26 protein-coding genes are annotated in these 24,257 nt (G+C 69.5%); 13 read left to right on the top strand and 13 right to left on the bottom strand.

The window, feature by feature from the left end; genetic code table 11:
- Positions 1 to 7: 7 nt before the first annotated feature.
- From AB0N66_RS25805 to AB0N66_RS25790, 4 genes are all read right to left on the bottom strand, one after another.
- Entirely contained in the window at positions 8 to 958 is a 951-nt protein-coding gene (locus tag AB0N66_RS25805; protein ID WP_365439438.1) for a 2-oxoglutarate and iron-dependent oxygenase domain-containing protein, read from the bottom strand.
- 91 nt (positions 959 to 1,049) lie between these two features.
- Positions 1,050 to 1,535, bottom strand: coding sequence for a nucleoside deaminase (locus AB0N66_RS25800; protein ID WP_365439436.1), 486 nt, complete (start codon positions 1,533 to 1,535; stop codon positions 1,050 to 1,052).
- An 85-nt stretch (positions 1,536 to 1,620) separates the two neighbouring features.
- Positions 1,621 to 2,745, bottom strand: a complete 1,125-nt coding sequence (locus tag AB0N66_RS25795; protein WP_365439257.1) for an abortive phage infection protein — start codon at positions 2,743 to 2,745, stop codon at positions 1,621 to 1,623.
- A gap of 132 nt (positions 2,746 to 2,877) precedes the next feature.
- Entirely contained in the window at positions 2,878 to 3,576 is a 699-nt protein-coding gene (locus AB0N66_RS25790; protein ID WP_365439255.1) for a TioE family transcriptional regulator, read from the bottom strand.
- A 101-nt stretch (positions 3,577 to 3,677) separates the two neighbouring features.
- On the opposite strand from AB0N66_RS25790, the gene uvrA reads away from it, so the two are divergent.
- The gene (uvrA, locus tag AB0N66_RS25785; RefSeq protein WP_365439253.1) at positions 3,678 to 6,278 is read left to right on the top strand and encodes an excinuclease ABC subunit UvrA; all 2,601 of its coding nucleotides are present in this window, start codon (positions 3,678 to 3,680) and stop codon (positions 6,276 to 6,278) included.
- A 216-nt stretch (positions 6,279 to 6,494) separates the two neighbouring features.
- Here the strand turns inward: uvrA and AB0N66_RS25780 are convergent, their stop codons facing one another.
- On the bottom strand, positions 6,495 to 7,133 hold the full coding sequence (locus tag AB0N66_RS25780; protein ID WP_365439251.1) for a hypothetical protein: 639 nt from the start codon (positions 7,131 to 7,133) through the stop codon (positions 6,495 to 6,497).
- A gap of 160 nt (positions 7,134 to 7,293) precedes the next feature.
- Between AB0N66_RS25780 and AB0N66_RS25775 the strand changes: the two genes are divergently transcribed.
- Together AB0N66_RS25775 and AB0N66_RS25770 are read left to right on the top strand one after the other, a co-directional pair.
- Positions 7,294 to 8,190: a helix-turn-helix transcriptional regulator gene (locus AB0N66_RS25775; RefSeq protein WP_365439249.1), complete on the top strand. Its 897-nt coding sequence runs from the start codon at positions 7,294 to 7,296 to the stop codon at positions 8,188 to 8,190.
- Positions 8,153 to 8,269 carry a DUF397 domain-containing protein gene (locus AB0N66_RS25770; RefSeq protein ID WP_365439247.1) on the top strand — a complete coding sequence of 39 codons (117 nt, stop codon included), beginning with the start codon at positions 8,153 to 8,155 and terminating at the stop codon, positions 8,267 to 8,269. The genes AB0N66_RS25775 and AB0N66_RS25770 overlap by 38 nt, the downstream gene beginning before the upstream one ends.
- Positions 8,270 to 8,279: 10 nt before the next feature.
- Here AB0N66_RS25770 and AB0N66_RS25765 read toward each other — a convergent pair whose 3' ends face one another.
- Positions 8,280 to 8,930 carry a methyltransferase domain-containing protein gene (locus AB0N66_RS25765; protein WP_365439245.1) on the bottom strand — a complete coding sequence of 217 codons (651 nt, stop codon included), beginning with the start codon at positions 8,928 to 8,930 and terminating at the stop codon, positions 8,280 to 8,282.
- Between the two features lie 90 nt (positions 8,931 to 9,020).
- Between AB0N66_RS25765 and AB0N66_RS25760 the strand changes: the two genes are divergently transcribed.
- Both AB0N66_RS25760 and AB0N66_RS25755 read left to right on the top strand, forming a co-directional pair.
- On the top strand, positions 9,021 to 9,440 hold the full coding sequence (locus tag AB0N66_RS25760; RefSeq protein ID WP_365439243.1) for a CoA-binding protein: 420 nt from the start codon (positions 9,021 to 9,023) through the stop codon (positions 9,438 to 9,440).
- 177 nt (positions 9,441 to 9,617) lie between these two features.
- Positions 9,618 to 10,685, top strand: a complete 1,068-nt coding sequence (locus AB0N66_RS25755) for an EamA family transporter (protein ID WP_365439241.1) — start codon at positions 9,618 to 9,620, stop codon at positions 10,683 to 10,685.
- On the opposite strand, the gene AB0N66_RS25750 is transcribed toward AB0N66_RS25755, so the two are convergent.
- Entirely contained in the window at positions 10,573 to 11,475 is a 903-nt protein-coding gene (locus tag AB0N66_RS25750; RefSeq protein ID WP_365439434.1) for a LysR family transcriptional regulator, read from the bottom strand. The two genes, AB0N66_RS25755 and AB0N66_RS25750, sit on opposite strands and share 113 nt — an antisense overlap.
- Before the next feature lie 78 nt (positions 11,476 to 11,553).
- On the bottom strand, positions 11,554 to 11,952 hold the full coding sequence (locus tag AB0N66_RS25745) for a PLD nuclease N-terminal domain-containing protein (RefSeq protein WP_365439239.1): 399 nt from the start codon (positions 11,950 to 11,952) through the stop codon (positions 11,554 to 11,556).
- Positions 11,953 to 12,040: 88 nt separating this feature from the next.
- Between AB0N66_RS25745 and AB0N66_RS25740 the strand changes: the two genes are divergently transcribed.
- Together AB0N66_RS25740 and mqnP are read left to right on the top strand one after the other, a co-directional pair.
- On the top strand, positions 12,041 to 13,492 hold the full coding sequence (locus AB0N66_RS25740) for a menaquinone biosynthesis decarboxylase (RefSeq protein WP_365439237.1): 1,452 nt from the start codon (positions 12,041 to 12,043) through the stop codon (positions 13,490 to 13,492).
- 31 nt (positions 13,493 to 13,523) lie between these two features.
- Entirely contained in the window at positions 13,524 to 14,426 is a 903-nt protein-coding gene (gene mqnP / locus AB0N66_RS25735; protein ID WP_365439235.1) for a menaquinone biosynthesis prenyltransferase MqnP, read from the top strand.
- Positions 14,427 to 14,537: 111 nt separating this feature from the next.
- On the opposite strand, the gene AB0N66_RS25730 is transcribed toward mqnP, so the two are convergent.
- Positions 14,538 to 15,161, bottom strand: coding sequence for a hypothetical protein (locus AB0N66_RS25730; protein ID WP_365439432.1), 624 nt, complete (start codon positions 15,159 to 15,161; stop codon positions 14,538 to 14,540).
- A gap of 183 nt (positions 15,162 to 15,344) precedes the next feature.
- Entirely contained in the window at positions 15,345 to 15,971 is a 627-nt protein-coding gene (locus AB0N66_RS25725; RefSeq protein WP_365439430.1) for a rhomboid family intramembrane serine protease, read from the bottom strand.
- A 91-nt stretch (positions 15,972 to 16,062) separates the two neighbouring features.
- Between AB0N66_RS25725 and AB0N66_RS25720 the strand changes: the two genes are divergently transcribed.
- The 6 genes from AB0N66_RS25720 to AB0N66_RS25695 all read left to right on the top strand — a co-directional run bounded on the left by AB0N66_RS25720 (position 16,063) and on the right by AB0N66_RS25695 (position 20,307).
- Positions 16,063 to 16,737 carry a UbiX family flavin prenyltransferase gene (locus AB0N66_RS25720; protein WP_365439233.1) on the top strand — a complete coding sequence of 225 codons (675 nt, stop codon included), beginning with the start codon at positions 16,063 to 16,065 and terminating at the stop codon, positions 16,735 to 16,737.
- Between the two features lie 83 nt (positions 16,738 to 16,820).
- Complete coding sequence (locus AB0N66_RS25715) at positions 16,821 to 17,276, top strand: Lrp/AsnC family transcriptional regulator (protein WP_365439231.1); 456 nt, start codon at positions 16,821 to 16,823, stop codon at positions 17,274 to 17,276.
- Between the two features lie 71 nt (positions 17,277 to 17,347).
- Positions 17,348 to 18,511 (top strand): aminofutalosine synthase MqnE, encoded by a 1,164-nt coding sequence (gene mqnE / locus AB0N66_RS25710; RefSeq protein ID WP_365439229.1) that lies wholly within the window; start codon positions 17,348 to 17,350, stop codon positions 18,509 to 18,511.
- A gap of 13 nt (positions 18,512 to 18,524) precedes the next feature.
- The gene (locus tag AB0N66_RS25705) at positions 18,525 to 19,058 is read left to right on the top strand and encodes a GNAT family N-acetyltransferase (protein WP_365439227.1); all 534 of its coding nucleotides are present in this window, start codon (positions 18,525 to 18,527) and stop codon (positions 19,056 to 19,058) included.
- 234 nt (positions 19,059 to 19,292) lie between these two features.
- Positions 19,293 to 19,598 (top strand): DUF4229 domain-containing protein, encoded by a 306-nt coding sequence (locus AB0N66_RS25700; protein ID WP_365439225.1) that lies wholly within the window; start codon positions 19,293 to 19,295, stop codon positions 19,596 to 19,598.
- Positions 19,599 to 19,644: 46 nt separating this feature from the next.
- A complete protein-coding gene (locus AB0N66_RS25695) occupies positions 19,645 to 20,307 on the top strand; it encodes a TetR/AcrR family transcriptional regulator (protein ID WP_365439223.1) in 663 nt (220 codons plus the stop codon).
- Between the two features lie 51 nt (positions 20,308 to 20,358).
- Here AB0N66_RS25695 and AB0N66_RS25690 read toward each other — a convergent pair whose 3' ends face one another.
- The 3 genes from AB0N66_RS25690 to AB0N66_RS25680 form a co-directional block, all read right to left on the bottom strand.
- Positions 20,359 to 21,351, bottom strand: a complete 993-nt coding sequence (locus AB0N66_RS25690) for a hypothetical protein (protein ID WP_365439221.1) — start codon at positions 21,349 to 21,351, stop codon at positions 20,359 to 20,361.
- Between the two features lie 238 nt (positions 21,352 to 21,589).
- On the bottom strand, positions 21,590 to 22,882 hold the full coding sequence (locus tag AB0N66_RS25685; RefSeq protein WP_365439219.1) for a DUF6716 putative glycosyltransferase: 1,293 nt from the start codon (positions 22,880 to 22,882) through the stop codon (positions 21,590 to 21,592).
- A 219-nt stretch (positions 22,883 to 23,101) separates the two neighbouring features.
- The gene (locus AB0N66_RS25680) at positions 23,102 to 23,926 is read right to left on the bottom strand and encodes a MaoC/PaaZ C-terminal domain-containing protein (protein ID WP_365439217.1); all 825 of its coding nucleotides are present in this window, start codon (positions 23,924 to 23,926) and stop codon (positions 23,102 to 23,104) included.
- Between the last annotated feature and the right edge of the window lie 331 nt (positions 23,927 to 24,257).

Raw genomic sequence — 24,257 nt, 5'->3', positions numbered from 1 at the left:
CGGTCTGTCAGTGGACTGTGATCGAGTCGAGCTTCTCCCGCAGGTAGACATGAGAGTCCACGGGCGGGTAGGCGACCCGGCCCACCGGCGCCGGTACGGACTCGACGAGCGTCCCCGGGGTGCACTCGCCGAAGTAGACCAGCGACATCAGCTCCTCGGTCGGTTCGTCGGCGGGCGGCGGCAGCACGCGGTGCCGGCCCGAGCGCCACCTGTCTCCCGTCCAACGGGCCATCAGATCCCCGATGTTGATCGTGAAAGCCGCCGGGTCGAAGGGCGCGTCCTCCCAGCCGCCCTCGTCAGTGAAGACCTGGAGCCCACCCTTGCCGGCCTGCCGGTCGAGGATCGTGACGGTCCCGAAGTCGGAGTGCGGGCCGATGCGGAACTGGCCCGGCTCCGGCTCGCCGACGACCTCCGTACCCGGATACCAGTTGATGTTGAACCCGTACGTCGGGTGGTCCATGTGCTTCGTGAAGAAGTCCGGCTCCAGGCCCAGAGCATCGCCGAGGAGCGCGAGCAGGTGGTTCTCCAGCTCGCCCATCCTCGTCAGATACTCCTCGCACAGCTTCTGCAACTCCGGCGCCTCGGCGGGCCACACGTTCGGTGCGTACCACTCCGCGTTGGTCTCCGGGTCCTCGAACGCCTCGTGCGTCGCGAAGGTCAGCGACTCCTTGAGGTCCGGCGGGGTCTCCGTACCCTCCGAGTAGCCGTTCGCCTCGGCACCTGGGCCGAGCCAGCCACGGCCGCCGACCCGGGCGGCGTACGGCTGCTTCCTCTCCGCGGGCAGAGCGAAGAACGCGCGGGCGGCCTCGCGGATGCCGCTGCGCAGCGACGGGTCCACGCCGTGTCCCGTGACGAGCAGGAAACCGGCGGTCCGGAGGGCCTGGTCGACGGTGCGGGCGATGTCGGCGCGGGCGTCCGGGTCGCCGGAGAGCCAGGGGCGCAGGTCGATGGTGGGGATGCGGGGGGTGGCGGGGGTGCGGGGGGTGGGATCGGGGCCGGGCTGGGGTTTGGCGTCGGCTTGCGGTTTGGTGTCGGCCGGGGGCTTGGCGTCAGTCACCGATGTCCTCGTTCCAAAGGGCGGGGTGGTTCTTGATGAAGTCACGCATCAGGGCGGTGCAGTCGGGGTCGTCGAGGACCACGATCTCAACGCCGTGTTCCGCGAGCCAGTCATGTCCGCCCCGGAAGGTGGCCGATTCGCCGATGACGACCCGGGTGATCCCGAACTGCCTGACCAGACCGCTGCAGTACCAGCAGGGGGAGAGGGTGGTCACCATCGTCGTACCGCGGTACGAGCGTTGCCGTCCCGCGTTCCGGAAGGCCGCCGTCTCCGCGTGCATGGACGGGTCGTCGTCCTGGACGCGGAGGTTGTGGCCGCGGCCGAGGAGGGTGCCGTCCGCGCCGTACAGCGCGGCCCCGATGGGGATACCGCCCTCGGCGAGTCCGGCGCGGGCCTCGGCGAGGGCGGTGGCGAGCCAGGCGCGGGCCTGTGCCTGGGCGCGGGCCTGTGCCTGCGCCTGCGCCTGCGCCTGGTCCATGGGGTGATCCGTGTCCATGGGTGGATGCATGCCTCCACTGTCCGTCGGCGCAAACACCGAGGCAACGTGTGGATCCGTAACCAGGTCAGCAGCCCGCGCCCGCCCTCCGGTACTGACGGGCCAGCGCGCGGAAGGACTCCTTCGGCTCCCAGTGCCAGCCGGACGCGGGGTCATCGGGCCGGTCCTTGATCGGCTTCACGATTCCGTAGCTCGCCATGTCGAGGTCGTGGCGCGGGTCGTGGGGGAGGTGCGGGGCGTCCGGGGTGACGAAGGTGAACGCCATCGCCGAGTACAGGCCCATCGACTCGAACACCGACTGCACGTCCGTCAGGTACGCGGCCTGAGTGTGCTCACTGCGCACCGGACCGCCCTTGATCTCGGGCGGCTCCTTCGTGTAATCGACGACGTCCCAGCCCATGCCGCCCGCCTCCGGCGCCCCTTCGAAGGTGCAGCAGCCGAACTCCATGATGGCGACCGGCTTCCCGAAGCGCCGGAACCGGTCGAGATCGCGGACGTACTCGGCGCGGCTGCGGAAGTACGAGTAGTAGTCGATGCCGACGAGGTCGAACAGGCCCCAGTCGACGTCGTCGTCCTGGGCGGCCGCGTAGGTCAGTTTTCCGCGGAAGACGGACCGGCCGACAGCCGCCGCCTTCGCGGTGAAGCGGCTAAGGCGGCGTGCCATCAGCACCGGATCGAAGTTGCCCTTCACCAGGTTCTCGATCCGCTCCACGGCGTTGTCGCCGGGCACGATGCCGGGTACGAAGAGCCAGAACTCGCAGCCGACGCTGAGGTGCACCCCGGCGCCCTGCCGCCGCAGCCGCTCGGCGAACCGCCCTGTCTCCGCGAGGTGTTCGAGGATCTCCTTCTCCGGTACGTCCCCCAGCGTGGGTTCGAGCCAGACGTTCAGCCCACGCTCCGCCGCCTCGGCCGCCGTGGCCGTGAGCCGCTCGACACCGGCGCCGGTGACCTTGACGGAGTTGGCGTGCAGTTCGCGGTCGATCGCCCGCATGTCGGCGCGCATGCGCCGGGTACTCCAGGCCGTGCCCGGCGTCTCCCCGTCAGCGACCTCATAGACGACACCCCGGTACGTCAGCCCGCGCCCGCCCCCGCCCCCGCTCGCCGAAGCCCGCCCCGCCGCCACCGGCAGCACCGCGGCACCCCCGACCCCCGCGGCCATCCCCAGAAACCGTGCCCGAGTAATCCCCTGCATAGCGCCTCCCCAAGTCGTCGTCCCGACCCAGTCTGGGAAGCGACCCCGCGTCCCGCCGTCCGCCGATGGTCTAGGCACGGACGCCGAAGGTATGAAGTCGGGGGCGACTTATGGCGGGTGGTCGGGGAGAGCTCAGCCCTGGGTCACATAGGAGTGCAGCGCGCCCGCGCCGTCCAGCATGGCCGTCGTGCGGGCGGTCAGCGCCGTGTTCCGGGCCGCGATCGCCGTACGCAGCGCGGCGGAGCTGCCCGTGCGGCGCAGCCCGTCCAGGACGGGCTGGATCTGGGGGAGGGGGTAGTGGCTCTGGCGAAGGGTGTGGATCAGGCGGGCGTCCCGTATGTCGGCGGGGGCGAAGAGCCGGTATCCGGTGCCGCGTTCGCGCCGGGGTGTCAGTAGGCCGGCGGTCTCCCACACCCGCAGCGCGGAGGTGCGGACGCCGAGGCGCGCGGCGACCTCACCGATGCGCAGGTCCGGTGCGGGTGCCTCCCGAGAGTCCGCGAGCGCCTGCAAGGCCTCGCTCGCCGCCCGCAGTGAGACCCGCTCCTCGTGCAGCGCGGCATGCGTGGCGTCGACGAGCGCGAGTGCGCCGGGTAGGTCCTCGGCATGCACGGCCCGCATGATCTCCGTCGCCCGCGTGGGCCCGTACCCCTTCGAGAGCGACCGGTATGTGAGCAGCGCGCGACGGTGTACGTCGCCGAAGGTGCGGTATCCCGACGCGGTGCGCGGCGCCGGGGGCAGCACGCCGTGGTCCTCGTAGTTGCGTATCTGCTGGGTGGAGAGTCCGGAGAGACGGGCCAGATCCACGGGGCGCAGTCGTGCGGGGTTCATCACGGATTTGAAGGTTACGCGCGACCAGATCACGGTGATGCAGGTGATGCAGCACGGGTATGAGTAAAAGTCCCAACACGTTGTTCAATGAAAAACTTGAAGCCATGGCCGACTTCATTCACGTCAAGGGCGCCCGTCTCCACAACCTCAAGAATGTCTCCCTCGCCATCCCCAAGAACCGCCTCGTCGTCCTGACCGGTCTCTCCGGCTCCGGCAAGTCCTCGCTCGCCTTCGACACCCTGCTCCGGGAGGGCCAGCGTCAGTACCTGGAGTCGCTCGGCCTCGTCACGAACTGGGTCAGCAAGCCCCCCGTCGACTCGATCACGGGCCTGTCCCCGGCGATCAGCGTCGACCAGCACCTGACGAACCGCAGCCCGCGCTCGACGGTCGGCACGGTCACCGAGGTCTTCACGTATCTGCGGCTCCTGTGGGCGCGGATCGGCAGCCGCGCCTGTCCGGGGTGCGGGGCGGGCATTGCGCCGTCGTACGAGTCCGGGGACGCCTGGGACGAGGAGGCACCCGAGGGCGAGTCGGTACCCTGCCCGCACTGCGCGACCCCTGTCCCCGAGTTGGTGATGGGCAACTTCTCCTTCAACAAGCCCGCCGGAGCCTGCCCCGCCTGCACAGGACTGGGCGTCGCCTTCCAGGCGGACGTGCGCCATCTGCTCGACGAGAGCCGGAGTGTGGCCGGGGGAGCCGTCCTCGGCTGGCACCCGAGACTCACCGAGCGCAACGTCGCCGTGCTGCACGCCGCGGCCCGGCACTACGGGTTCACCTTCGACGCGGATGCACCGGTAGGTGAACTGGACGCTACGCAAAGGGACTTGCTCCTGCACGGCGTCGAAGGCCAGGCATTCCAGCGGCACTTCCCTTCCTCCGAAGCTCCCTCCTCCGAAGCTCCCTCCTCCGAAACTCCTTCCTCCGATGTCCCCTCCCCCGAAGTCCCCGCCACCGTCACCGCCGGTCGCTTCGAGGGCGTCGTCACGAATGTCATGCGGCGCTACGCCGAGCGCATCGAGGACGCCGACTACCGGGAGAAGACGGAGCGGTTGCTGGTCAAGGAGGTGTGCCGGGAGTGTGAGGGCACCCGGTTGCGTCCGGAGAGCCGGGCGGTGACCGTCTCCGGGCGCACGATCGTCGACGCGGCGCGCATGCCGCTGGACGAACTCGCCAAGTGGATCGACGACTTGGAGGTCGGGACGGAGGAGCAGCGACTTGTCACCGAACCGGTCGTCGCGGATCTACGTGATCGCGTACGCCGGCTCGTCGACGTCGGCGTGGGATACCTGACCCTGGAGCAGCCGACCCCCAGCCTCTCCGCCGGGGAGACCCAACGGCTCCGGCTGGCGGCTCTGCTCGGCTCCGGGCTCACGGGCGTGCTGTACGTCCTCGACGAGCCGACGATCGGCCTGCACCCGGCGGACACGGCCCGCCTGATCGAAGTCCTCCGCAAACTGCGGGACTTGGGCAACACGGTGCTGGTCATCGAGCACGACCTCGATGTGCTGCGCGCGGCCGACCATGTCGTGGACGTGGGTCCGGGCGCGGGGCGGGACGGCGGCCGGATCGTCGCCGAGGGGACGCCCGCGGAGGTGGCCGCGAGCGAGGGTTCGGTGACCGGCGCGTACCTCTCCGGCCGTCTGCCGATGCCGGTGCCCGAGGCCCGCCGCCCCGGCGACGGCAAGGCGCTCACGATCCACGGCGCCCGTGCCCACAACCTCAAGGACATCACCGTACGCATCCCGCTCGGCATGCTGGTCACGGTCACCGGACCGTCGGGGTCGGGCAAGTCGACGCTCCTGCTGGACATCCTGGACCGGGCGGGACGCTGCCGCTTCTACGGCGCGAACGAGGCGCCCGCGGAGCACGACAGGATCGAGGGCTGGAACCTGCTGGACAAGATCATCACGATCGACCAGCAGCCGATCAGCCGCATCCCCCGCTCCAACGCCGCGACGTACTCCGACGCCTTCACCCCCATCCGCGAGACCTTCGCCGCCCAGGCCCCCGGCCTCACCCCCGGCCACTTCTCCTTCAACGTCCCCGGCGGCCGTTGCGAGCGCTGCGAGGGCGCGGGCGTCCTCACCGTGCGGATGCACTTCCTGCCCGCCGTGGAGGTGCGCTGCCCCGCGTGCCAGGGGCGCCGATTCCGGCGGGAGGTGCTCGGGGTGCGGTACGAGGAGTACGACATCGCCGAGGTGCTTGAGGCGACCGTCGACGAGGCGCTCACGGTCTTCGCGGACGTACCGCCCGTCGCCGCCCGCCTGCACCGCATGTCGGACGTGGGCCTCGGCTATCTCCCGCTCGGCCAGCCCGCCACCACCCTCTCCGGAGGCGAGGCCCAACGCATCAAGCTGGCAAAGGAGTTGGGCCGCAGAGCCTCCGGACGCACGCTGTACCTCCTGGACGAGCCGACAACCGGCCTGCACGCCGCAGACACCGCCCGCCTCCTCGGCGTACTCCAACGCCTCGTCGACGCGGGCAACACGGTGGTCACCATCGAGCACGACCTCGACGTCGCCCGCGCCTCCGACTGGCTGATCGACCTCGGCCCGGAGGGCGGCACGAACGGCGGCCGGCTGGTGGCGGAGGGCACGCCGGAGGCGGTGGCGGGGGTGCCGTCTTCCCGAACGGGGGTGCTGCTGGGCGGCCGCCGTCCTACGCTTTCCGCTCCCCGACCCCGAAGGGAGAACGCCAACTACTGAGCGCCCGCCCTGTGCCGCTCCGGAGCCTCACCAATCCTCCCGCCAATGCAAAGATCCACGATTGGCAGATTTGTCCCACCGCTCGGGGAGAAACCCCAGGTGAGAGAGGCTCATGCATGGGACAGATCTGCCAAACACGTTGCGGACCGGGCCTGCCCGGTCCGGGGAGGCGGGGACGCGGGGAGGCGGGTGTCCGGGGAAGCGGGGACGCGGGTGTCAGGGGTTGGCGGGCTCCATGATCGCGTAGTCCGCGAAGTTGCGGCGGTAGCGGGTGTGCCGGGTTTCCTGGGTGTGGGTGCGCTGCCACTCCTCTACCTCCGCCGGGCCGTCGCAGGGGCCGGACGCGGCACCGCAGTCGGCCTCGTCGCCTGAGACGCACCGCGCCTCGTACTCCGGTTCCGCGGTCGCGTCCTGAACGATCGAATACGGCACGTAGCGGAAGATGCGGCGGCGGCTGCCCGGCACGTCGTGGCCTCCTCGCAGATGTCGGCGCAGCAGCACGTTGGCGTCGGTCTCCTCGGTGCCGTCGCACCGGGCGCGGGCTTCGTCACGCCGTACGGCGAGGCCCTCGCACGTCGCGCAACCGGGGACGGGCTCGGGCGGGCGGCTCGCTTCATCGCCCTGGGGCGCCGCCACACCACCTGCCTGCCCGGAACGGCTGTTGGCGGCCCGCACTCCCGCGCTGAGCCGTTCCTCTGCCGTGGCCCGGCGGATCAGCGCGGGATCGGCCTGCCATTCCCGGCCGCCGCCGACGGGGCGCAGCATCGCGTACGGGCCGGTCCTGTCCCGGTACTCGCCGACCTTGTCCGTACGCGGGTCGTAGACCAACGTCCCCGTCTCCCACTGCTCGGCCATGCTCACTCCCGTACGTTCGTCATCACTCTGGGTGTATCGAGCGTGACTCAGGGGAACGGTCGGTATCAATGGCGGACGCGTGACAGTGGTCCACTGTCACGGAGGGGGTGCGGTGAGCCGACGTAATGCCGACGGGGGAGCGGCCGTCACGACTGCCGCCGTGTTCGGGGAGGTGTTGAAGCACTACCGCGAGGCGCATGTCCTGACGCAGGAGGATCTCGCGCGCCGGATCCCGTGCGACCGCTCGCAGGTGGCCCGCGTGGAGGCAGGTGCGCGGGTACCGCAGGACACCTTCGCCAAGACGTGCGACGAACTGCTCGATACCGGCGGGGTGTTGCTGCGACTGTGGAGCCGGATCGACTGGTATCCCCAGGTGGAGCATCCGGACTGGTTCCGGCGGCGGGCCGAGATGGATGCGGTGGCGGTGGCTCTGCGGGAGTATCAAGAGCGGGTCGTACCGGGTCTGTTGCAGACGGAGGATTATGTGCGGGCGCTGTTCAGCCGTCGTCGCAGGAGCGTCGACGAGGTGGAGGAGCGGGTCCGCGCTCGGCTGAGCCGGCAGCAGCGATTCCTGGAGGCTGACGGCCCGTTCTACGCCGTCGTGCTGGACGAGAGCTGTTTGCGCAACCTGGTGGGGAGCGCGGCCGTCATGCGCGACCAGGGTGCGCACCTGCTGCGCGTAGGCCGGCGCCCCAATATCCACATCCAGGTCGCCCCCTCCGACCTTGCATTCGTCCGCCCCAGTGGCTCCATGTCGCTCATCACGCTGCCCGATGGGCACCAGTGGGTCTACTCGGAGTCCCTGGACCGTGGCCATTTCAATGATGATCCGGCCGTCTACGAGCGCCACAGCCAGACCTATGATGTGCTCAGGGCGGACGCTCCGTCAGCCCGAGAATCCGCCGCTCTGATCAGCGACGTGATGGAGGGGTACGGGCATCATGGACAGGCACGAGCTGGGCGCGGCGACCTGGATCAAGAGCAGCCACAGCGACGACAACGGCGGCAACTGCATCGAAGTGGCCCCCGATTTCCCCGCCGTCGTCCCCGTCCGTGACAGCAAGAACCCGCACGGCCCGGTGCTGGTCATCGACCGCTCGGCCTGGGCGGCGTTCGTCGCGGGCGTGCGGCAGTAGTCACCGGTATTCAGCGCACCTCCGGCTTCCGGGCCAGGATGAACGCCTGCGGAGTGCCCTCCGGCGCCTCCGCCTCGCGCACCAGCCGCGCGACCTCGACAAGCCCCGCCGCGCGCAGCAGTCCAGCGACGCGCTCGGGTGGGAAGCGGTGGACTTCGAGGTCCAGGTCGTGGCCGTACGCGTGCGCCAGATGCACGTGCTCGTCGCCCACCTTGAAGGCGAGGAGGAGATGACCGCCGGGGGCGAGGACGCGGTGGAACTCGCTGAAGAACAGCGGTAGTTCGTCCACCGGTGTGTGCACCGTGGAGTACCAGGCGAGGGCTCCGGCCAGGGAGTCGTCCTTGATGCTGTCCAGGGCGGTCATCGTGCCGACCTCGAAGCGCAGGTGCGGATGGTCGCGCCGGGCCACCTCCACCATCCCGGGGGACAGGTCGATGCCGAACGCGTCGAGGCCGAGCGACTCCAGGTGCGCGGTCACCCGACCCGGCCCGCAGCCCAGGTCCGCGACGGGCCCGCCCCCGCCCGCCCGCACGTGCCCGGCGAACGCGGCCAGCATGGCGCGGTCCAGCGGCTTGTTCTCCAGTTGGTCCCTGAGGATCTCGGCGTAGTCGGCGGCGGCGGTGTCGTACGACGCCCGGGTGGCGTCCAGATGAGAGGTCATGGCCGGAAGGCTAGAGCCAGGATCTGACAGTGCGGTCGCCATTCTGACGGCACCATCGCCATATTGGATCCTGTATGCCATCCTGTGGCGATGACCTATGGCGACGACGCGACAGTCAACGACATCCTCACCGGCGCCGGAGACATCTGGGCCGTGGTCGGGCTGTCCGACAACCCCGAACGGGCCGCCTACCGCGTGGCCGAGAAGCTTCAACGCATCGGCAAGAAGGTGGTGCCCGTGCACCCCAAGGCCGAGGTGGTGCACGGTGAGCAGGGCTACGCCTCGCTCGCCGAGATCCCCTTCCCGGTGGATGTGGTGAACGTGTTCGTCAACTCCACCCTGGCCGGCGGCATCGCGGACCAGGCTGTCGCGCTCGGCGCCAAAGTGGTCTGGTTCCAGCTGGGCGTCATAGACGTGGCCGCCTACGACAGGACCCGCGAGGCCGGCCTGCGGATGGTGATGGACCGCTCCGCGGGACGGGAGATCACCCGGCTGGGGCTACTGGCCTGAGCCATCGGCGCCATCGGCTGATCGATCCGCGCCATCGGCTGATCGATTCACGGGATCTGCTGATCGATTCACGGCATCGCTGATCGATCCGCGCCATCGCCCCCGCCGATCCCCCCATCGGCAGGACCCCCCACTGGCTCGTGGACCGGCGATGGCCCCCGCTCGTAGCTTCAGGCCATGGCCTACGAAAGCAGCCCCGAGCACAAGGGCACCGTCCAGCTCACCGCCGCGATGGTGCTCTCCGGAACGCTGGGCATCTTCGTCGTCGAGTCCGGCGCCTCCCCGTTCAACGTCGTCTTCTTCCGCGTCCTCTTCGGCGCACTCGCCCTCGGCGGCTACGCCCTCGCCCGCGGCTACTTCCGCGACCACGGCCTCACCCCGCGCAAGCTCGGACTGGCCGCGCTCGGCGGGGTGTTCATCGTCTTCAACTGGGTCCTGCTCTTCCAGTCGTACGAGAACACGTCGATCTCGGTCGCGACGGTCGTCTACCACACACAGCCGTTCTACGTCGTCCTGCTGGGCGCCCTGCTCTTCCGCGAACGCCTCACCGCGGCGAAGGTGGGCTGGGTCGGCGTCGCGTTCGTCGGCCTGATCCTGGTCTCCGGGATCCGTCCCGCCGACTTCACCGGCTCGGACACCACCTACCTCCTCGGCATCGGCCAGGCCCTCCTCGCGGCCATCCTCTACGGCCTCTCCACCCTCGTCACCAAGCGCATCACCGGCGTACGCCCGCACCTGATCGCCCTCGTCCAAGTCCTCATCGGCATACCGCTGTTGCTCCCCTTCGCCGACTTCGGCGCGATGCGCGGCACGGGAGCGGACTGGGGCTGGCTGGTCGGGCTCGGGCTCATCCACACGGGCCTGATGTACGTCCTCCTGTACTCCGCGTACGCCAAACTCCCGACCGCGAAGATCGCCGTACTGGCCTTCACCTACCCGGCGGTCGCGATGGTCGCCGACTGGGCGGTGTACGGCCACCACATCGGCCTCGTCCAGGCGTTGGGCGTCCCGCTGATCGTGCTGGCGAGCCTGCGCGTCACCCTGGCGAAGCCGGTGGAGGTCACGTCTGCGACGACGGCATCCGCGTCGGTGGAGGTCACGCCTGCGACGACGGCACCCGCGCCCGTGGAGATCACGCCTCCGACGACTGCTCCCGTACCAGCCGCCTCGCCTGTTCCACGAACAGCCGCACATGTGCCGGAAGCCGCTTCCCGGCCCGCCACGCCAGCTGAGTCCGAAGCGTGAACGGCGCCTCCCACGGCAGCCGCAGGAGGCTGCCGTCCGCCAGTTCCGCCGCGACCGTCACCTCGGGCAGCAGCGCGATCCCGAGGCCGGCCGCCGCGGCACGCTTGGTCGCCTCGATCGTGCCGAACTCCGTGAAGGCGACCGAAGAGCCCTCCCGAGCAAGGGAGTTGAGCTCCAGCTCGAACAAGTCCCGGTAGGCGCAGCCGGGTTCGGTGCCGAGCAGGGACTCCCGTACGAGATCGGCCGTGAGCACGGCGACGGAGGCCAGCCGATGACCCGGCGCCGCGACGAGCGCCAGCGGCTCGACCGCGAGCACCACGGTCTCCAACCCCGCGTGCTCGGTCTCCCGCTCCATCAGGAAGCCCACGTCGTACGTGCCCTGCCGCAGCGCCTGCCGGGTCTCGTCACCGATGGTCGTGCGGAGCGAGAGCCGGACGGCCGGATAGCGGTGGTGGAACAGCTCAAGGAGGGGCAGCAGACGGTACGCGGTCAGCGACTCCATCGTGCCGACGGTCAGCGCGCCGGCCGGCTCCTCTGCGCCGACGACCGCCGTCCGCGCCTCCTCGCTCAGCTCGATGATCTGCCGGGCGTACGGAAGGAGCCGCTCGCCCGCCTCGGTCAGCCGGATCCTGCTCCCCAGCCGGTCGAAGAGCTCGGTCCCGAGCGAGGACTCCAGGGCGCGGATCTGACCGGTCACGCTGGACTGCGCGTACTTCAGCTCGGCGGCGGCCTGCGTGAAGCTCAGCACGGTCGCGACCTTCTCGAAGGTGACGAGCAGCCGTAGTTCCATGTCGGCCATGGCCGGCTCAGATCTCGTTCGTATAAGGCATGGCGTGCTCAGGCCTCGTTCGTATAGGGCATACCGGGCTCAGGCCTCGTCCTCGCGCTCGCGCCGCTTCAGTTCCTCCTCGCGGCGCTGGAGGTCGGCCTCCCACTTCTTGAGGAGCGCCTCGTCGTCCTTGCCGCCGCCCTTGTCGACCTTCTTGAGGGACTTGAGGAACTCGGGGTTGTCGTCGGGCGCGACGAAACCCGTGCGCTGGTCGCGGCGCCACGCCGAGGGCGCGGAGCCGTCTCCGGGTGCCCTGCGCTTCTTGCCCGCCACCAGCCAGGCGACCGGACCGACCAGAACCTCGCCGAAGAGCAGGATGATAATCACCCACACCACCTTCGGCAGGCCCCGTACTTCCTTCTCCGGCGTGTTCAGGCAGTCGATGAAGGCGTAGATCCACAGCGCCAGGACCAGCAGGAAGGGCAGATACCTGAGCATGGGCGGACGTTCCCCCAGTGAGCGGCGGCGGAGCGGCGAAGGGCCCCGGTGACGGGCACAGGTTATCGGGTGGCCGATACTGGGACGCATGGCTTACGACGATCTTCGCTCCCTGTTGCGGGCCCTGGAGCGCGAGGGTGACCTCAAGCGCATCAAGGCCGAGGTGGACCCGTACCTGGAAGTCGGGGAGATCGTCGACCGGGTGCAGAAGGCCCAGGGCCCGGCGCTGCTCTTCGAGAACGTCCGCGGGTCGGCGATGCCGCTCGCGATGAACGTGTTCGGGACCGACCGGAGGCTGCTGAAGGCCCTGGGCCTCAAGTCGTACGGCGACATCTCCGAGAAGATCGGCGGGTTGCTGAAGCCCGAACTGCCGCACGGGTTCGTCGGGGTGCGCGAGGCCTTCGGGAAGCTCGGCGCGATGGCTCACGTACCGCCGAAGAAGGTCAAGGACGCGCCGGTCCAGGAGGTCGTGCTCCGGGGTGAGGACGTGGACCTGGACCAGCTTCCGGCGCTGTTCACCTGGCCGCAGGACGGCGGGTCCTTCTTCAACCTGGGCCTCACCCACACCAAGGACCCCGACTCCGGCATCCGCAACCTCGGGCTCTACCGCCTCCAGCGGCACGACAAGCGCACCATCGGCATGCACTGGCAGATCCACAAGGACAGCCGCAACCACTACCAGGTGGCGGCCCGGCGCGGCGAGCGGCTGCCGGTCGCCATCGCCTTCGGGTGTCCGCCCGCCGTGACGTACGCCGCGACCGCCCCGCTGCCCGGTGACATCGACGAGTACCTCTTCGCCGGGTTCATCCAGGGCAAGCGGATCGAGATGGTCGACTGCAAGACGGTGCCGTTGCAGGTGCCCGCGAACGCCGAGGTCGTCATCGAAGGATGGCTGGAGCCGGGCGAGATGCTCCCGGAGGGGCCGTTCGGCGACCACACCGGGTTCTATACGCCGCAGGAGCCGTTCCCGGCGCTGACCATCGACTGCGTGACGATGCGGAAGCGGCCGCTGATCCAGTCGATCGTCGTAGGCCGCCCTCCGACGGAGGACGGACCCCTCGGCCGGGCGACGGAGCGGTTCTTCCTCCCCCTGTTGAAGATCGTCGTGCCGGACATCGTGGACTACCACCTCCCCGAAGCAGGCGGTTTCCACAACTGTGCGATCGTCGCGATCGACAAGAAGTACCCCAAGCACGCCCAGAAGGTGATGCACGCTGTGTGGGGAGCCCACATGATGTCCCTCACCAAGCTGATCGTGGTCGTCGACTCCGACTGCGACGTCCACGATCTGCACGAGGTCGCGTGGCGGGCGCTGGGCAACACGGACTACGGACGCGACCTCACCGTCGTGGAGGGCCCGGTCGACCACCTCGACCACGCCTCGTACCAGCAGTTCTGGGGCGGCAAGGCGGGCATCGACGCGACGAGGAAGTGGCCCGAGGAGGGCTACACCCGGGACGGGGGCTGGCCCGAGATGGTGCTGTCCGACCCGGAGACGGCGTCGAAGGTCGACCGCCGCTGGAAGGAGTACGGCCTGTGAGGTCGCCCAACAACGGAAAGGCGGGAGGCCGGTGAGCAGCGCTTCCGCGGCACTCCCGCAGCCGGGCCGCACCAAGGCGTTCCTGCGTCTCGTTGTGATCGAGCACTCGGTGTTCGCGCTGCCCTTCGCCTACATCGCCGCGCTGACCGCGATGTTCCAGTGGGACGGCAACATCCACTGGGGACGACTGCTGCTCGTCACCATCGCGATGGTCGGGCTGCGTACGTTCGCCATGGCCGCGAACCGGATCATCGACCGCGAGATCGACGCCCGCAATCCCCGTACGGCCCATCGCGAGCTGGTCACCGGCGCGATGAGCGTGAAGCACGCCTGGACGGGCGCGCTGGTCGCCCTCGTCTTCTTCCTCGGCGCCGCGGCCCTGCTCAACCCGCTGTGCCTGGCCCTCGCGCCCATCGCGGTCATCCCGATGGTCGTGTACCCGTACGGCAAGCGGTTCACGAACTTCCCGCAGGCCATCCTGGGTCTCGCCCAGGCCATGGGCCCGATCGGCGGCTGGCTCGCGATCAGCGGCGAGTGGTCCTGGGACGCGGTGATTCTCGGACTCGCGGTCGGTATCTGGATCGGCGGCTTCGACCTGATCTACGCCAGCCAGGACGTCGAAACGGACCGGGCGGTCGGCGTGATGTCGGTGCCGGCCCGGTTCGGCATCCCCGCCGCGATCCAGGGCGCGCGCGTCTGCCACGCCGTCACCACGGCCCTCCTGGTCTGGTACGCCCTCGCCACCGACGCCGGAACGTTCTTCTGGGTCGGCCTGGTGATCGTCGCGGGCGCCTTCCTCTACGAGCACTCCATCGTCAAACCCCACGACCTGTCCCGCCTGAACCGCGCGTTCTTCAGCGTCAACGGATTCATCGGCATCGCACTCTTCGTATGCGCACTGCTGGACCTGCTGGTGCGCGGACTCAGCGTCTGATTTGCTCCTCGGACTGAAGCCAGGCAGAAGCCCGAGAATTCTGGCCTTCTCGTATGTACGGCCGGCCGCGGTTGCCCCCCAGTCGTCCCCACCGCGGCCTGGCGCTACTCGTCAGCTGAGGGAGCTGTCAATTGAGGACAGTGGCACGGAGAACAGCACCCGTTGCGGAATCGCGTTGCCGGTACCCGTCCAGTGCCGCGCTGTCGGCCGCCCATTCGGTGAGCGTCCACACCCGGCCCGTACTCCACCAATAGGACATGCTCTCGGTGTGCTGGCCCCAGCAGGCGTACGCGATGTCCTGCCCGCAGTTGGCGGCCGCCTTGGCTCCGGTGGTGTTCTGCCGCCACAGGATGCCGTGCTGGCCGACACCGCCGCGTGCGTCGTCGACGTAGAAGTTCGGTGTGCCGCCGCTGGTGGCGCTCCGATGATGGTCACTGGTTCGGGTCCGGCGCTTATCTCGAACGGCCGCGACGAACTGCTGATGTGGATGTCGCTGGTCCGATACGCGATTTCCTGCCTGCCCCGGGTGGCCGATCCATTCCCTTGCACCAGGAAAGAGAGGTGATAGACCTCGGGGTCGGACTGGCGTATGAGTCTTTGGGTCCGGCGGAAGACCAGGGAGTCGAAGGTCGCCGGCCACACCGTCACGTCCGCGAGCTCGATCAGCCGCTGGCGTCCGCGGTAGTTCGCCGCGCGGTCGCTGGACAGTTGCATGGGTGCGTGAGTCCGCCCCATTCGCTGAACCCACGCCTCGAACCGGTCTTCCCTCGGCAGATCCATGGTGTGAAAGATCGACTCCTGCAACACGGCCGTAGTCAATCACAGGAACCGTCGGCGGCGACCAACTCTCCGTGGTCAGGCGGTACATCCCGGTAGCTGTAGCTGTAGCTGTAGCTGTAGCTGTAGCTGTAGCGGTACTTACGCGGTGACGGCCCGTCGGTCGGTCCTGCGTCGGAACAGGAACGCCGCTGCCACCCCCGAGACCAGGCCGACCAGGTGGCCCTCCCAGCTGACGCCTGTCTGTGTCGGGGCGAGGCCTATCAGGATCGAGCTGCCCCAGACCGCGCCGACCAGCAGGCCGACGAGGACGCCCAGTGGGCGGCGCTCGATGAAGCCGCTGACGAGGAGGAAGCCGAACAGGCCGAAGATCAGGCCGGAGGCGCCCGCGGTGTTGGTGTTCGCCGGGGATATGAGCCAGACGCCCAGGCCGTCCGCGACGATGATCACCGCGCAGACCGCGGCGAACCGGCGCAGCCCGCCGAGGGCCGCGAGAAAGCCGAGGACCAGCAGCGGCACGCTGTTGGCGGCGACATGGCCGAAGCCGAAGTGGATGAAGGACGCGGGCACGATGTCGACCAGCTCGGAGGCCTGGCGCGGGACGATGCCGAGGCCGTCAAGCGCGTGGCCGCTGACCACGTCGACCACTTCGAGCAGCCACAACAGGGCTACCCAGCCCACCATCAGCTTGGCGGCGGCCCGCGCCCGGTCGCCCCGCGTCCACTCCAGTGCCGCACCCGACCTCGTACCCGACCCCGCACCCGACATGGCAACCCCCACGGTCAACTCGTCCCCTCCGGGGAACGCTCCGGACCCCTTGGCCGGTTCCCACCCCGCGACGCCGGATAGGCTCAGCATCATGAACCCAGGACAGACGCAGCGACGGCCTTGGATCGTGGGGGTGTCGGGCGCGTCCGGTACCCCGTACGCCGCCGCCGTGCTGCGTGCGCTTCTGGATGCGGGGGAGAGCGTGGACCTGGTGGTCTCCCGCGCCTCCCGGCTCACCCTGCTCGACGAGACGGGGCTCGCCTTCCGGGACGCCCACTGGCAGCAGGACCTGCGCGAGTGGCTGGCCAGGGGCGCCGACGGGAAGCCCGACACCTTTGACGTGCGCATCGATGACGTACGGCACTGGAGCGCGCGTGACCTGGCAGCCGGGCCCTCCTCCGGCTCGTACCCCACGAAGGGCATGCTCATCGTGCCCGCCTCCACGGCCTGCGTGGCCGGAGTCGCCCTCGGCCTCTCGAAAGACCTGCTCCAGCGCGCCGCGGGCGTCACTCTCAAGGAGGGCCGCAAGCTGGTCGTCGCGGTCCGCGAGACCCCGCTGAGCGGGCAGACACTTCGGCAGCTGGTCGCCCTGGACGACGCGGGCGCGACGGTGCTGCCGGCCTCGCCGGGGTTCTACGCGGGGGGCACGCACATCCAGGACCTGGTGGACTTCGTCGCCGGGCGGGTCCTCGACGCGGCGGGCGTCGAGCACAGCCTGTACCGGCGGTGGGAGGGCGAACTCGGCGGGGGTTCGCGCGCCACGTGAGTACGGCGATCGGCACCACCTGGGCACCAAGCAGGACCCATTCAGCACTTTCAGGAACTCTTCAGCGGAAGGCTATCGATCGCATGGACGCGGTGGACAGGCAGCTCATCCAGGCCCTGAGAGAGAACGGCCGGGCTTCCTACGCGGAACTGGGGCGCCTCGTCGGTCTGTCGGGACCCAGCGTCACCGACCGCATCAACCGGCTGGAAGCGGCCGGTGTCATCACCGGCTACCGCGCGACCGTCGACTCGGCCTCGCTCGGTCTGGGCGTGATCGCCCTGATCGGCATCTCGCTCTCCGACGCCGCCGACCACGAGGACGTGGCGCGCCGGATGCGGGACCTGAGCGAGATCGAGGACTGCTGGTTCATCGCCGGCGACGACTCGTTCATGCTCAAGGTGCGCGCGAGTGACGTGGACGGCCTGGAGAAGACCATCCGGCGCCTGTCGGGAACGAAGGGCGTCTCCAGGACCCGTACGACCATCGTGCTCTCCACGAAGTGGGAGAACCGGGTGGGAGAGCTGCCCGAAGAGGAGTAGCCGCCTGCTTCGAGAGGGCCGGGAAGCTAGGCGTACGGTTGACAGGGTTCGTCAAAGGGAGAGGTACACGCATGGATGTCGGGCTCAAGCGCGAGCTGGAGGACAAGGTCCGGGCCGGTGAGCGGCTGACCCGCGAGGACGGCATCGCGCTGTACGAGTCGGACGACCTGGCCTGGCTCGGCGGTCTCGCCCACGAGGTGCGGATGCGGAAGAACGGCGATGTCGTCCACTTCAACATCAACCGCCACCTCAACATGACGAACGTGTGCACCGCGTCCTGCGCGTACTGCTCGTTCCAGCGCAAGCCGGGCGAGAAGGACGCGTACACGATGCGCATCGAGGAGGCCGTCCGCCTCGCCAAGTCGATGCAGGGCGAGAACCTCACCGAGCTGCACATCGTCAACGGCCTGCACCCGAACCTTCCGTGGCGGTACTACCCGCGGTCTCTGAGCGAGCTGAAGAAGGCCCTCCCGGAGGTCTCGCTGAAGGCCTTCACGGCGACCGAGATCCACCACTTCGAGACGATCTCGGGGCTGAGCGCGTCCGAGATCCTCGACGAGCTCATCGACGCCGGTCTGGAGTCCCTCACCGGCGGCGGCGCGGAGATCTTCGACTGGGAGGTCCGGCAGCACATCGTCGACCACCGCACCCACTGGGAAGACTGGTCGCGCATCCACCGGCTCGCGCACGAGAAGGGTCTCAAGACCCCGTGCACGATGCTGTACGGCCACATCGAGGAGCCCCGCCACCGCGTGGACCACGTGCTGAGGCTGCGTGAACTCCAGGACGAGACCGGCGGTTTCCAGGTCTTCATCCCGCTGCGCTACCAGCACGACTTCGTGGACGTGAAGGACGGCAAGGTGCGTAATCGCCTTCAGGCGCGTACGCAGATGGCCACCGGCGCCGAGGCCCTGAAGACCTTCGCGGTCTCCCGGCTGCTCTTCGACAACGTTCCGCACGTCAAGGTCTTCTGGGTCATGCACGGCGTCCAGACCGCGCAGCTCGCCCTCCAGCACGGCGCCGACGACATGGACGGCTCGGTCGTCGAGTACAAGATCACGCACGACGCCGACAACTACGGCACCCCGAACAAGCTGACCCGCGAGGACCTCCTCGACCTGATCCGCGACGCCGGCTTCCGCCCGGTCGAGCGGAACACGCGGTACGAGATCATCCGCGAGTACGACGGTCCGGACCCGGCGCGCCGCGAGTCCCCCCAGCCGATGCGGGTCTGAGCGGGCGCGCACGATGGCACTGACCTTCCAACTGGACCCGACCGTCGGTCCGGAGCTGCGTGACGGCGTGATCGGCCTGTGGGCGGACGTCTCCAACGCGGGCGGCTCCGTCGGCTTCGTACCCCCGGTGGACGCCGAGGACATCCGGCCCGAGTGGCGCAGGCACCTCACGGCGATGGCGGACGGCCGCACCCGGCTGCTCGTCGGATACGACGAGCACGGTGTCGTCGCGGCCACCGCGTTCTTCAGCTTCAACACGCACCGGCTGATGACGCACTGGGTGTGGCTGTACACGGTGATGGTGCATCCCGGGCACCAGGGCGAGGGGTACGGGCGCCAGCTGCTGGCCGCCGCCGAGGAGGCCGCCGCCGGCTTCGAGGGGATCGACGCGGTACGGCTCACCTGCCGGGGCGGAGAAGGCCTTGAGCGGTTCTACGGCTCGTGCGGCTACAAGGAGGTCGGCCGGGTGCCCGACGCGATCCGGGTCGCGCCCGGCGACGACCGGGACGACATCACGATGCTGCTGACGCTCGCCTCCCGCGACTGAGGTCATGCCTGACGCTCGCCTCCCGCGACTGAGGTCATGCCTGAGGCTCGCATCCGGTGGCTGAGGTCACGCCTGAGGCTCCCCTCCCGCGGCTGAGGTCACGCCGCTCATGACGGCCGAGGCCCTGCCTCCTTCGCCCGGGGCCCGCCTGCAAGATCCCTGTCCCGCCGTGCTTCACTGGACGGTGCCCTTTGGGATGTTCCAAACGGATTCGGATCGGAAGAGTGGATTGACATGGGCCGCTACACGCTGATGCGTCTTGGAGTCTTCGCGGGCTGCCTCGTGGTCGTCTGGGGCCTGGTCTCCCTCGGTCTCGCCCCGCGCGGCTTCGGTGACTCCAACTACATGTGGATCGTCCTGCTCTCCCTGCTGATCTCCGCCCCGATCAGCTTCGTCGTGCTGCGCAAGGAGCGCGACCGTGCCTCGGCCCAGGTCGTCGCCCGAGTCGACCGCATCAAGACCAACCTGGATGAGAACCGCAGTCAGGAGGACAGCGTGGACGACGCGGCCCGCGGCGGCGCGCAGAGCCAGCCCTCCTGAAGTTCCCCTTGCACGGCCGGCGGCGGCCGATCGTACGCTTGCCCGCATGGGTGCTGTGAAGAGCGACACGGGTGCTGTGAAGAGCAAACGGATGCCGCGCGCGATACGTGAACAGCAGATGCTGGACGCGGCCGTGCGGACCTTCGGGCAGTTGGGGTACCGGGCCGCGTCGATGGACGAGATCGCCGAACTGGCCGGCGTGTCCAAGCCGTTGGTGTATCTGTACCTGAACTCGAAGGAAGACCTCTTCACCGCCTGCATCCGGCGCGAGGCCGAGGCGCTCACCGGCGCCGTCATGGCGGGCGTACAGCCGGAGCTGCCCGCCGACCGCCAACTCTGGGACGGACTGCGGGCGTTCTTCACGCACACCGCGGAGAACCCCGACGGCTGGTCCGTGCTGCACCTCCAGGCACGTACGCACGGCGAGCCGTTCGCCGCCGAGGCCGGCGCGATGCGCGAGGAACTCGTCGCGTTCGTCACGCGGTTGATCCTCGTCGCGGCCCGCGAGGCACACCATGACCCGTCCCTGCCGGAAGGCGAGGTCGCCGGGCTCGCCGAGGCCCTGGTCGGCGCCGCCGAGTCGCTCGCGGCCTGGGCCAACGCCACGCCGGGTGTCTCGGCGAAGCAGGCCGCTGCGACCTTGATGAACTTCGCCTGGGCCGGCCTCGGCGGTCTCATGGAGGGCCGGCCCTGGTCACCGCCCGCCTGAGGGAGTTGTTTCAGGTCATCTGTGTCATCTGTGGCGTCTGTGGCGTCTGTGTCATCTGTGAATTACCTCTTGTAGGAAGGCTGCCGCCCGCGGCGAGGTATCCGGCTCCAGCCAGTCCATGACGTCCGCGCAGACGGTGATCTCCACGCCCGTACCGGCGAGGACGAGCGGCAGGGTGTGCAGAACCGTGGAGGGCAGACTGACCAGGGTTTCGGCGACCGGGCCCCTCAACAGTTCGAGTTCCAGGGGCAGTTCGGGTCGTACGACCTCCAGCTCGGCGTACTCGGCGATGAGCCGCAGCTTGTCCGGGTCCTCGCGGCGGTGTGCGAAGTAGCGTTCCGCGTTCGTCTCGTCGGCGAGGGCGATGATCTCCCGTATGTACCGCTCGGGGTCGATCAGGCCGGTCTCGGCGAGCGAGCTGCCGATCAGGTCCACACCGGGGAGGACCCGCGGCGGTCCGTACCGCCGGCGCGCCCAGCTGTAGGTGTTGACCGAGGCGATCCCGCCGGGCGGCAGTCTGAGGCCGGCCGTCAGGCAGGAGAAGACCTCAAGCTGCCGCCCGTGTCCGGGAGTTATCCGGCGGGCGGCGCGGGCGGCCGCGGCCGGAGCGGAGCCCGTGCGGTGCCAGCGGACCAAGGGGCGGCCCGCGAGCAGATGGCGGGAGAGTTCCAGGGTCGCCGTACCGTCGTCCACGAGCACCAGGTCCCGCGCCCTGGCCAGTGACAGCAGCCGCTGGATCATCCCCGAGAACGGATCGCCGATCACCAGGCGTCCCGCCCCGGCCAGCTTCGGCACGAGCGACGCCAGCGCGAGCGGGAAGCCGGCCGGCACCTTGCGGATGTCGTACATACCGACCCCGATGCCTTCCGCGCGGGCCAACTCCGCCATCGCGCGGAGCTGTTGGCGCGAAGTCGGGTCGCGCGGCAGCAGGACCGCCACCTCGCACCGGGCGGGATCCGGCGCTCCGTCGCGCTCACCCAGCGCCCACTCAAGGAGGTTGAGCAGCTGGGCGGGGCTCTCGACGAGCGCGAGGGTGCGGGTCATGGTCGTATTCCCTCGGGGTTGCGGATCACGGTGTGCTGGCGGCGGGGTTGCGGATCCGCTGTGGGCCGGGGGCGGGCGCGGATCAAGATGTGCTGCCGGGGCTGGGCGTCACGGTGCGCTGCCGGGGTCGGATGTCACGCTGTGCTGCCCTGGTCGGGCGTCATGGTGTGCCATCGTGGTCGGGCGTCACCGTGTGCTGCCGTGTTCGGGGGCCACGGCGGCCCACCGTGGGCGGGGGTCATGTCTGCCCCCAGCGGCGGAGTGCGGGGGCGACCCGCTGGTAGCCCATGCGGTAGAGCCGCTTGGCGCCGCGCCGCGTGGCACCGCGGACGGCCGCCTTGAGGGCGCCGTCACCGGCCCCCAGCGCGGGCAGCGGCCGGCCCTTCTCGTCGAAACCGTTGCGCTCCAGCAGACCGCCGAGGTAGATGCCGGCCCGCTGAGGCGAGTAGTACGGCCGCAGTTGGGGCAGCGGACCCGCGGCGCGCAGCGCGGCGATACGTGCCCGCGTGGCGGCGTACGGGTCGGTCTTGCCGATGCCCTGCGCGGCCGCCCACGCCGGGTCCACCCGCGGCAGTGCGCCGGCGTCGAGCTCGTCCCACGAGGCGAGGGAGCCGGATTCCACGAAGTAGTGGTTGCCGTGCGCCTCGCGGACACCGAAGTCGGTGAGGATCGCGGTGGGGATGTTCCGGTGCATCGACTCCAGCGCGGCAGTGGAGCTGACCGTCACCAAAAGGTCGGTGCGGTCGAGGACTTCACCCATGTTTCCGTACACCAGCTGGAGGTTGGAGGGGGCGGGCTCGGCCAGGTCCTCGATGAGTTCCTGGTACGGGTTCGCCTCGACGTGGGTCGTGTGCTCGCCCGGCAGACTGCGCAGCTTCATCAGGACGAGGCGTTTGGGGTGCCGTCGGGCGTGTGAGGCAGCGCGCTCCAGGAGCGTGAGCCGTTCCTCCCTGCCCTTGGGCACCGAGGGCTGCACGGCGAAGGTGAGCGTGAAGGGGCGGTCGGTGGAGGGCGCGTACGGGTCGCCGCCGAGGAAGGGCAGTGCGCATTCGACGACCGTGTCCGGGTCGATGCCCACGTTGGCGAAGACGCCGCGGAACCGCTCGCTGTCGTAGGCGCTGTTGGCGAGGACGACGTCGGCGCCGGCGCGGGTGAGCAGGCCGTCGACCATCTTCTCGTAGACGACTCCGACGTAGCCGGTGACGGTGACGGGCCGCTCGGCACGCGCCTGCCATGCCAGACCGAGACTGTGGACGAGCGCGAGCGCCGTACCGCCGATGATCGACAGGACCACGATGTCGGCGCTCGCGAACTCCTCGTCGTCGACCAACTCGGCCGCGGTGACGTCGCGTCGGGTGTCCGGTGCGATGCCGACCTCCGCGAGCTGACGCTCCGTCGGAGTGGCCCGGGTGCGCAGGAAGTACGCGTCGAGGGCGTGGTCGGGAGCGATCTGGCGTGCCACGGAAGCGCCCCACTTCCAGCGGGTGTCCGAATCGGCGAGTACGGCGATACGTCTGAGGGAGGGGGGCATGGCTCGGGAGCCTTCCTGGCGTGGTTCCAGCAGGTGGACCGAGGCTAGGAAGGGTGTCTGAGCGTGGACTGAGCGGAGGCTTGAAAAAACCTTGGTGATGCTTAGGGTTTACTGTGGGCGATTTCTTACCTCGGGCCCCTCGACCGGTGTATTGCCTGTTGAGGGGCGGTGCACGAGGGGGCGGTGAGGGTGAAGGCCCGCTGATTGTTTGCCCGTTGTTCACATGGGAGCTGTCTGTATCTCGCCTGTGAGATGCACCCCGGGCATCGAGTCCCCCTCCGCGCCGCGGAGTTCGAAGCGGCTGCCTTCGGCCGCATAGGTCACCGTTCCCGGGAGGAGGACGGGTGCCTTGAACTCCGCCCGCACGGTGAGGAATTCGCCGTCAGCGGGGAGCTCGGCGAGGCAGCGGGCGACGGTCCACATGCCGTGGGCTATGGGCCGGTGGTAGCCGAACAGGCGGGCCGTGAGCGGGTACAGATGGATGGGGTTGCGGTCGCCGGACACGGCGCCGTACCGCCGCCCGACGTCTGAGGCGAGCCGCCACTGGGCGAGGGCGGGCAGCGGCGGGTCAGTTTTCCGAAGCCCGGGAGCGCCGCCCGTCGTCTTGTGCCGCGCGAGATACGTACTCCTCGACTCCCATACGAGTCTGCCCGCGCGCCTCGCCCCGGTCACCACGGTCGCCTCCGTGCCGCGTCGGTGCGGTGACAACCCCTCGACGTGCACGCTGAGTTCGTACTCCCCGGTGGCGGGCAGGGTGCACCGCTGCGTCATCTCCACCGACGTGTGCACGAGCCCGAGCACCGGAAGCGGAAACGCACGGCTCGCCATGACCCGCAGCGTCAGCGGAAACGCCAGCACCTGCGGATACGTGACCGGCATCGCCTCCGCCCCGGTGGCGAACCCGCACACCCGCTCGTACGCGGCGAGCCGCCCGAGGTCGACGCGAACGCCCGAAAGGACATGGGGGGCCGAGGGTGCGACGGCGTCGGGGCGGGGGCGCTTGAGGGGGGAGAGGAGGGCGGCGCGGGCGAGGAGGAGGTGCACGAGGGGTTCCCTTCCAGCCCGTCCGGCGTTTGAGGACGAGGCCGTTCAGGCTGATACGGGGGTCTGGGGGCGGAGCCCCCGGATACGGGACGGGTAGGGGCGGAGGGGGCGAAAAGAACCAGGCGCGGCATCAGCCGGACACCAACTGACGCCGAAGTAAAGTTACCCGGGGTAAGCCCATGTCGGACCCCCAGGCCCAGGAGAGCGCGACAGGCGCCGAAACACGCGCCCCCCACGCCCCCGGAGTACCCGCGGTAACTCGCACGCCGCCCGCCCGCCAAAGCCACAAACCCCACACTCCGGCGCCGTACGATCCCCACCTCACCCGGTT

It is taken from the genome of Streptomyces sp. NPDC093544 (genome assembly GCF_040683495.1).
In the GTDB taxonomy this organism is placed as follows: domain Bacteria; phylum Actinomycetota; class Actinomycetes; order Streptomycetales; family Streptomycetaceae; genus Streptomyces.
The sequence above is the reverse complement of the archived record's forward strand: the minus strand, read 5'-3'. Positions and strand labels throughout refer to the sequence as shown.

What these genes read in the sequence shown, in the direction of transcription:
- AB0N66_RS25800 (WP_365439436.1), bottom strand. Translation starts at nt 1,535, where the DNA reads ATGGACCAGGCGCAGGCGCAGGCGCAGGCACAGGCCCGCGCCCAGGCA.
- AB0N66_RS25795 (WP_365439257.1), bottom strand. Translation starts at nt 2,745, where the DNA reads ATGCAGGGGATTACTCGGGCACGGTTTCTGGGGATGGCCGCGGGGGTC.
- uvrA (WP_365439253.1), top strand. Translation starts at nt 3,678, where the DNA reads ATGGCCGACTTCATTCACGTCAAGGGCGCCCGTCTCCACAACCTCAAG.
- AB0N66_RS25780 (WP_365439251.1), bottom strand. Translation starts at nt 7,133, where the DNA reads ATGGCCGAGCAGTGGGAGACGGGGACGTTGGTCTACGACCCGCGTACG.
- AB0N66_RS25765 (WP_365439245.1), bottom strand. Translation starts at nt 8,930, where the DNA reads ATGACCTCTCATCTGGACGCCACCCGGGCGTCGTACGACACCGCCGCC.
- AB0N66_RS25760 (WP_365439243.1), top strand. Translation starts at nt 9,021, where the DNA reads ATGACCTATGGCGACGACGCGACAGTCAACGACATCCTCACCGGCGCC.
- AB0N66_RS25755 (WP_365439241.1), top strand. Translation starts at nt 9,618, where the DNA reads ATGGCCTACGAAAGCAGCCCCGAGCACAAGGGCACCGTCCAGCTCACC.
- AB0N66_RS25750 (WP_365439434.1), bottom strand. Translation starts at nt 11,475, where the DNA reads ATGGAACTACGGCTGCTCGTCACCTTCGAGAAGGTCGCGACCGTGCTG.
- AB0N66_RS25745 (WP_365439239.1), bottom strand. Translation starts at nt 11,952, where the DNA reads ATGCTCAGGTATCTGCCCTTCCTGCTGGTCCTGGCGCTGTGGATCTAC.
- AB0N66_RS25740 (WP_365439237.1), top strand. Translation starts at nt 12,041, where the DNA reads ATGGCTTACGACGATCTTCGCTCCCTGTTGCGGGCCCTGGAGCGCGAG.
- AB0N66_RS25730 (WP_365439432.1), bottom strand. Translation starts at nt 15,161, where the DNA reads ATGGGGCGGACTCACGCACCCATGCAACTGTCCAGCGACCGCGCGGCG.
- AB0N66_RS25725 (WP_365439430.1), bottom strand. Translation starts at nt 15,971, where the DNA reads ATGTCGGGTGCGGGGTCGGGTACGAGGTCGGGTGCGGCACTGGAGTGG.
- AB0N66_RS25720 (WP_365439233.1), top strand. Translation starts at nt 16,063, where the DNA reads ATGAACCCAGGACAGACGCAGCGACGGCCTTGGATCGTGGGGGTGTCG.
- AB0N66_RS25715 (WP_365439231.1), top strand. Translation starts at nt 16,821, where the DNA reads ATGGACGCGGTGGACAGGCAGCTCATCCAGGCCCTGAGAGAGAACGGC.
- mqnE (WP_365439229.1), top strand. Translation starts at nt 17,348, where the DNA reads ATGGATGTCGGGCTCAAGCGCGAGCTGGAGGACAAGGTCCGGGCCGGT.
- AB0N66_RS25705 (WP_365439227.1), top strand. Translation starts at nt 18,525, where the DNA reads ATGGCACTGACCTTCCAACTGGACCCGACCGTCGGTCCGGAGCTGCGT.
- AB0N66_RS25700 (WP_365439225.1), top strand. Translation starts at nt 19,293, where the DNA reads ATGGGCCGCTACACGCTGATGCGTCTTGGAGTCTTCGCGGGCTGCCTC.
- AB0N66_RS25695 (WP_365439223.1), top strand. Translation starts at nt 19,645, where the DNA reads ATGGGTGCTGTGAAGAGCGACACGGGTGCTGTGAAGAGCAAACGGATG.
- AB0N66_RS25690 (WP_365439221.1), bottom strand. Translation starts at nt 21,351, where the DNA reads ATGACCCGCACCCTCGCGCTCGTCGAGAGCCCCGCCCAGCTGCTCAAC.
- AB0N66_RS25685 (WP_365439219.1), bottom strand. Translation starts at nt 22,882, where the DNA reads ATGCCCCCCTCCCTCAGACGTATCGCCGTACTCGCCGATTCGGACACC.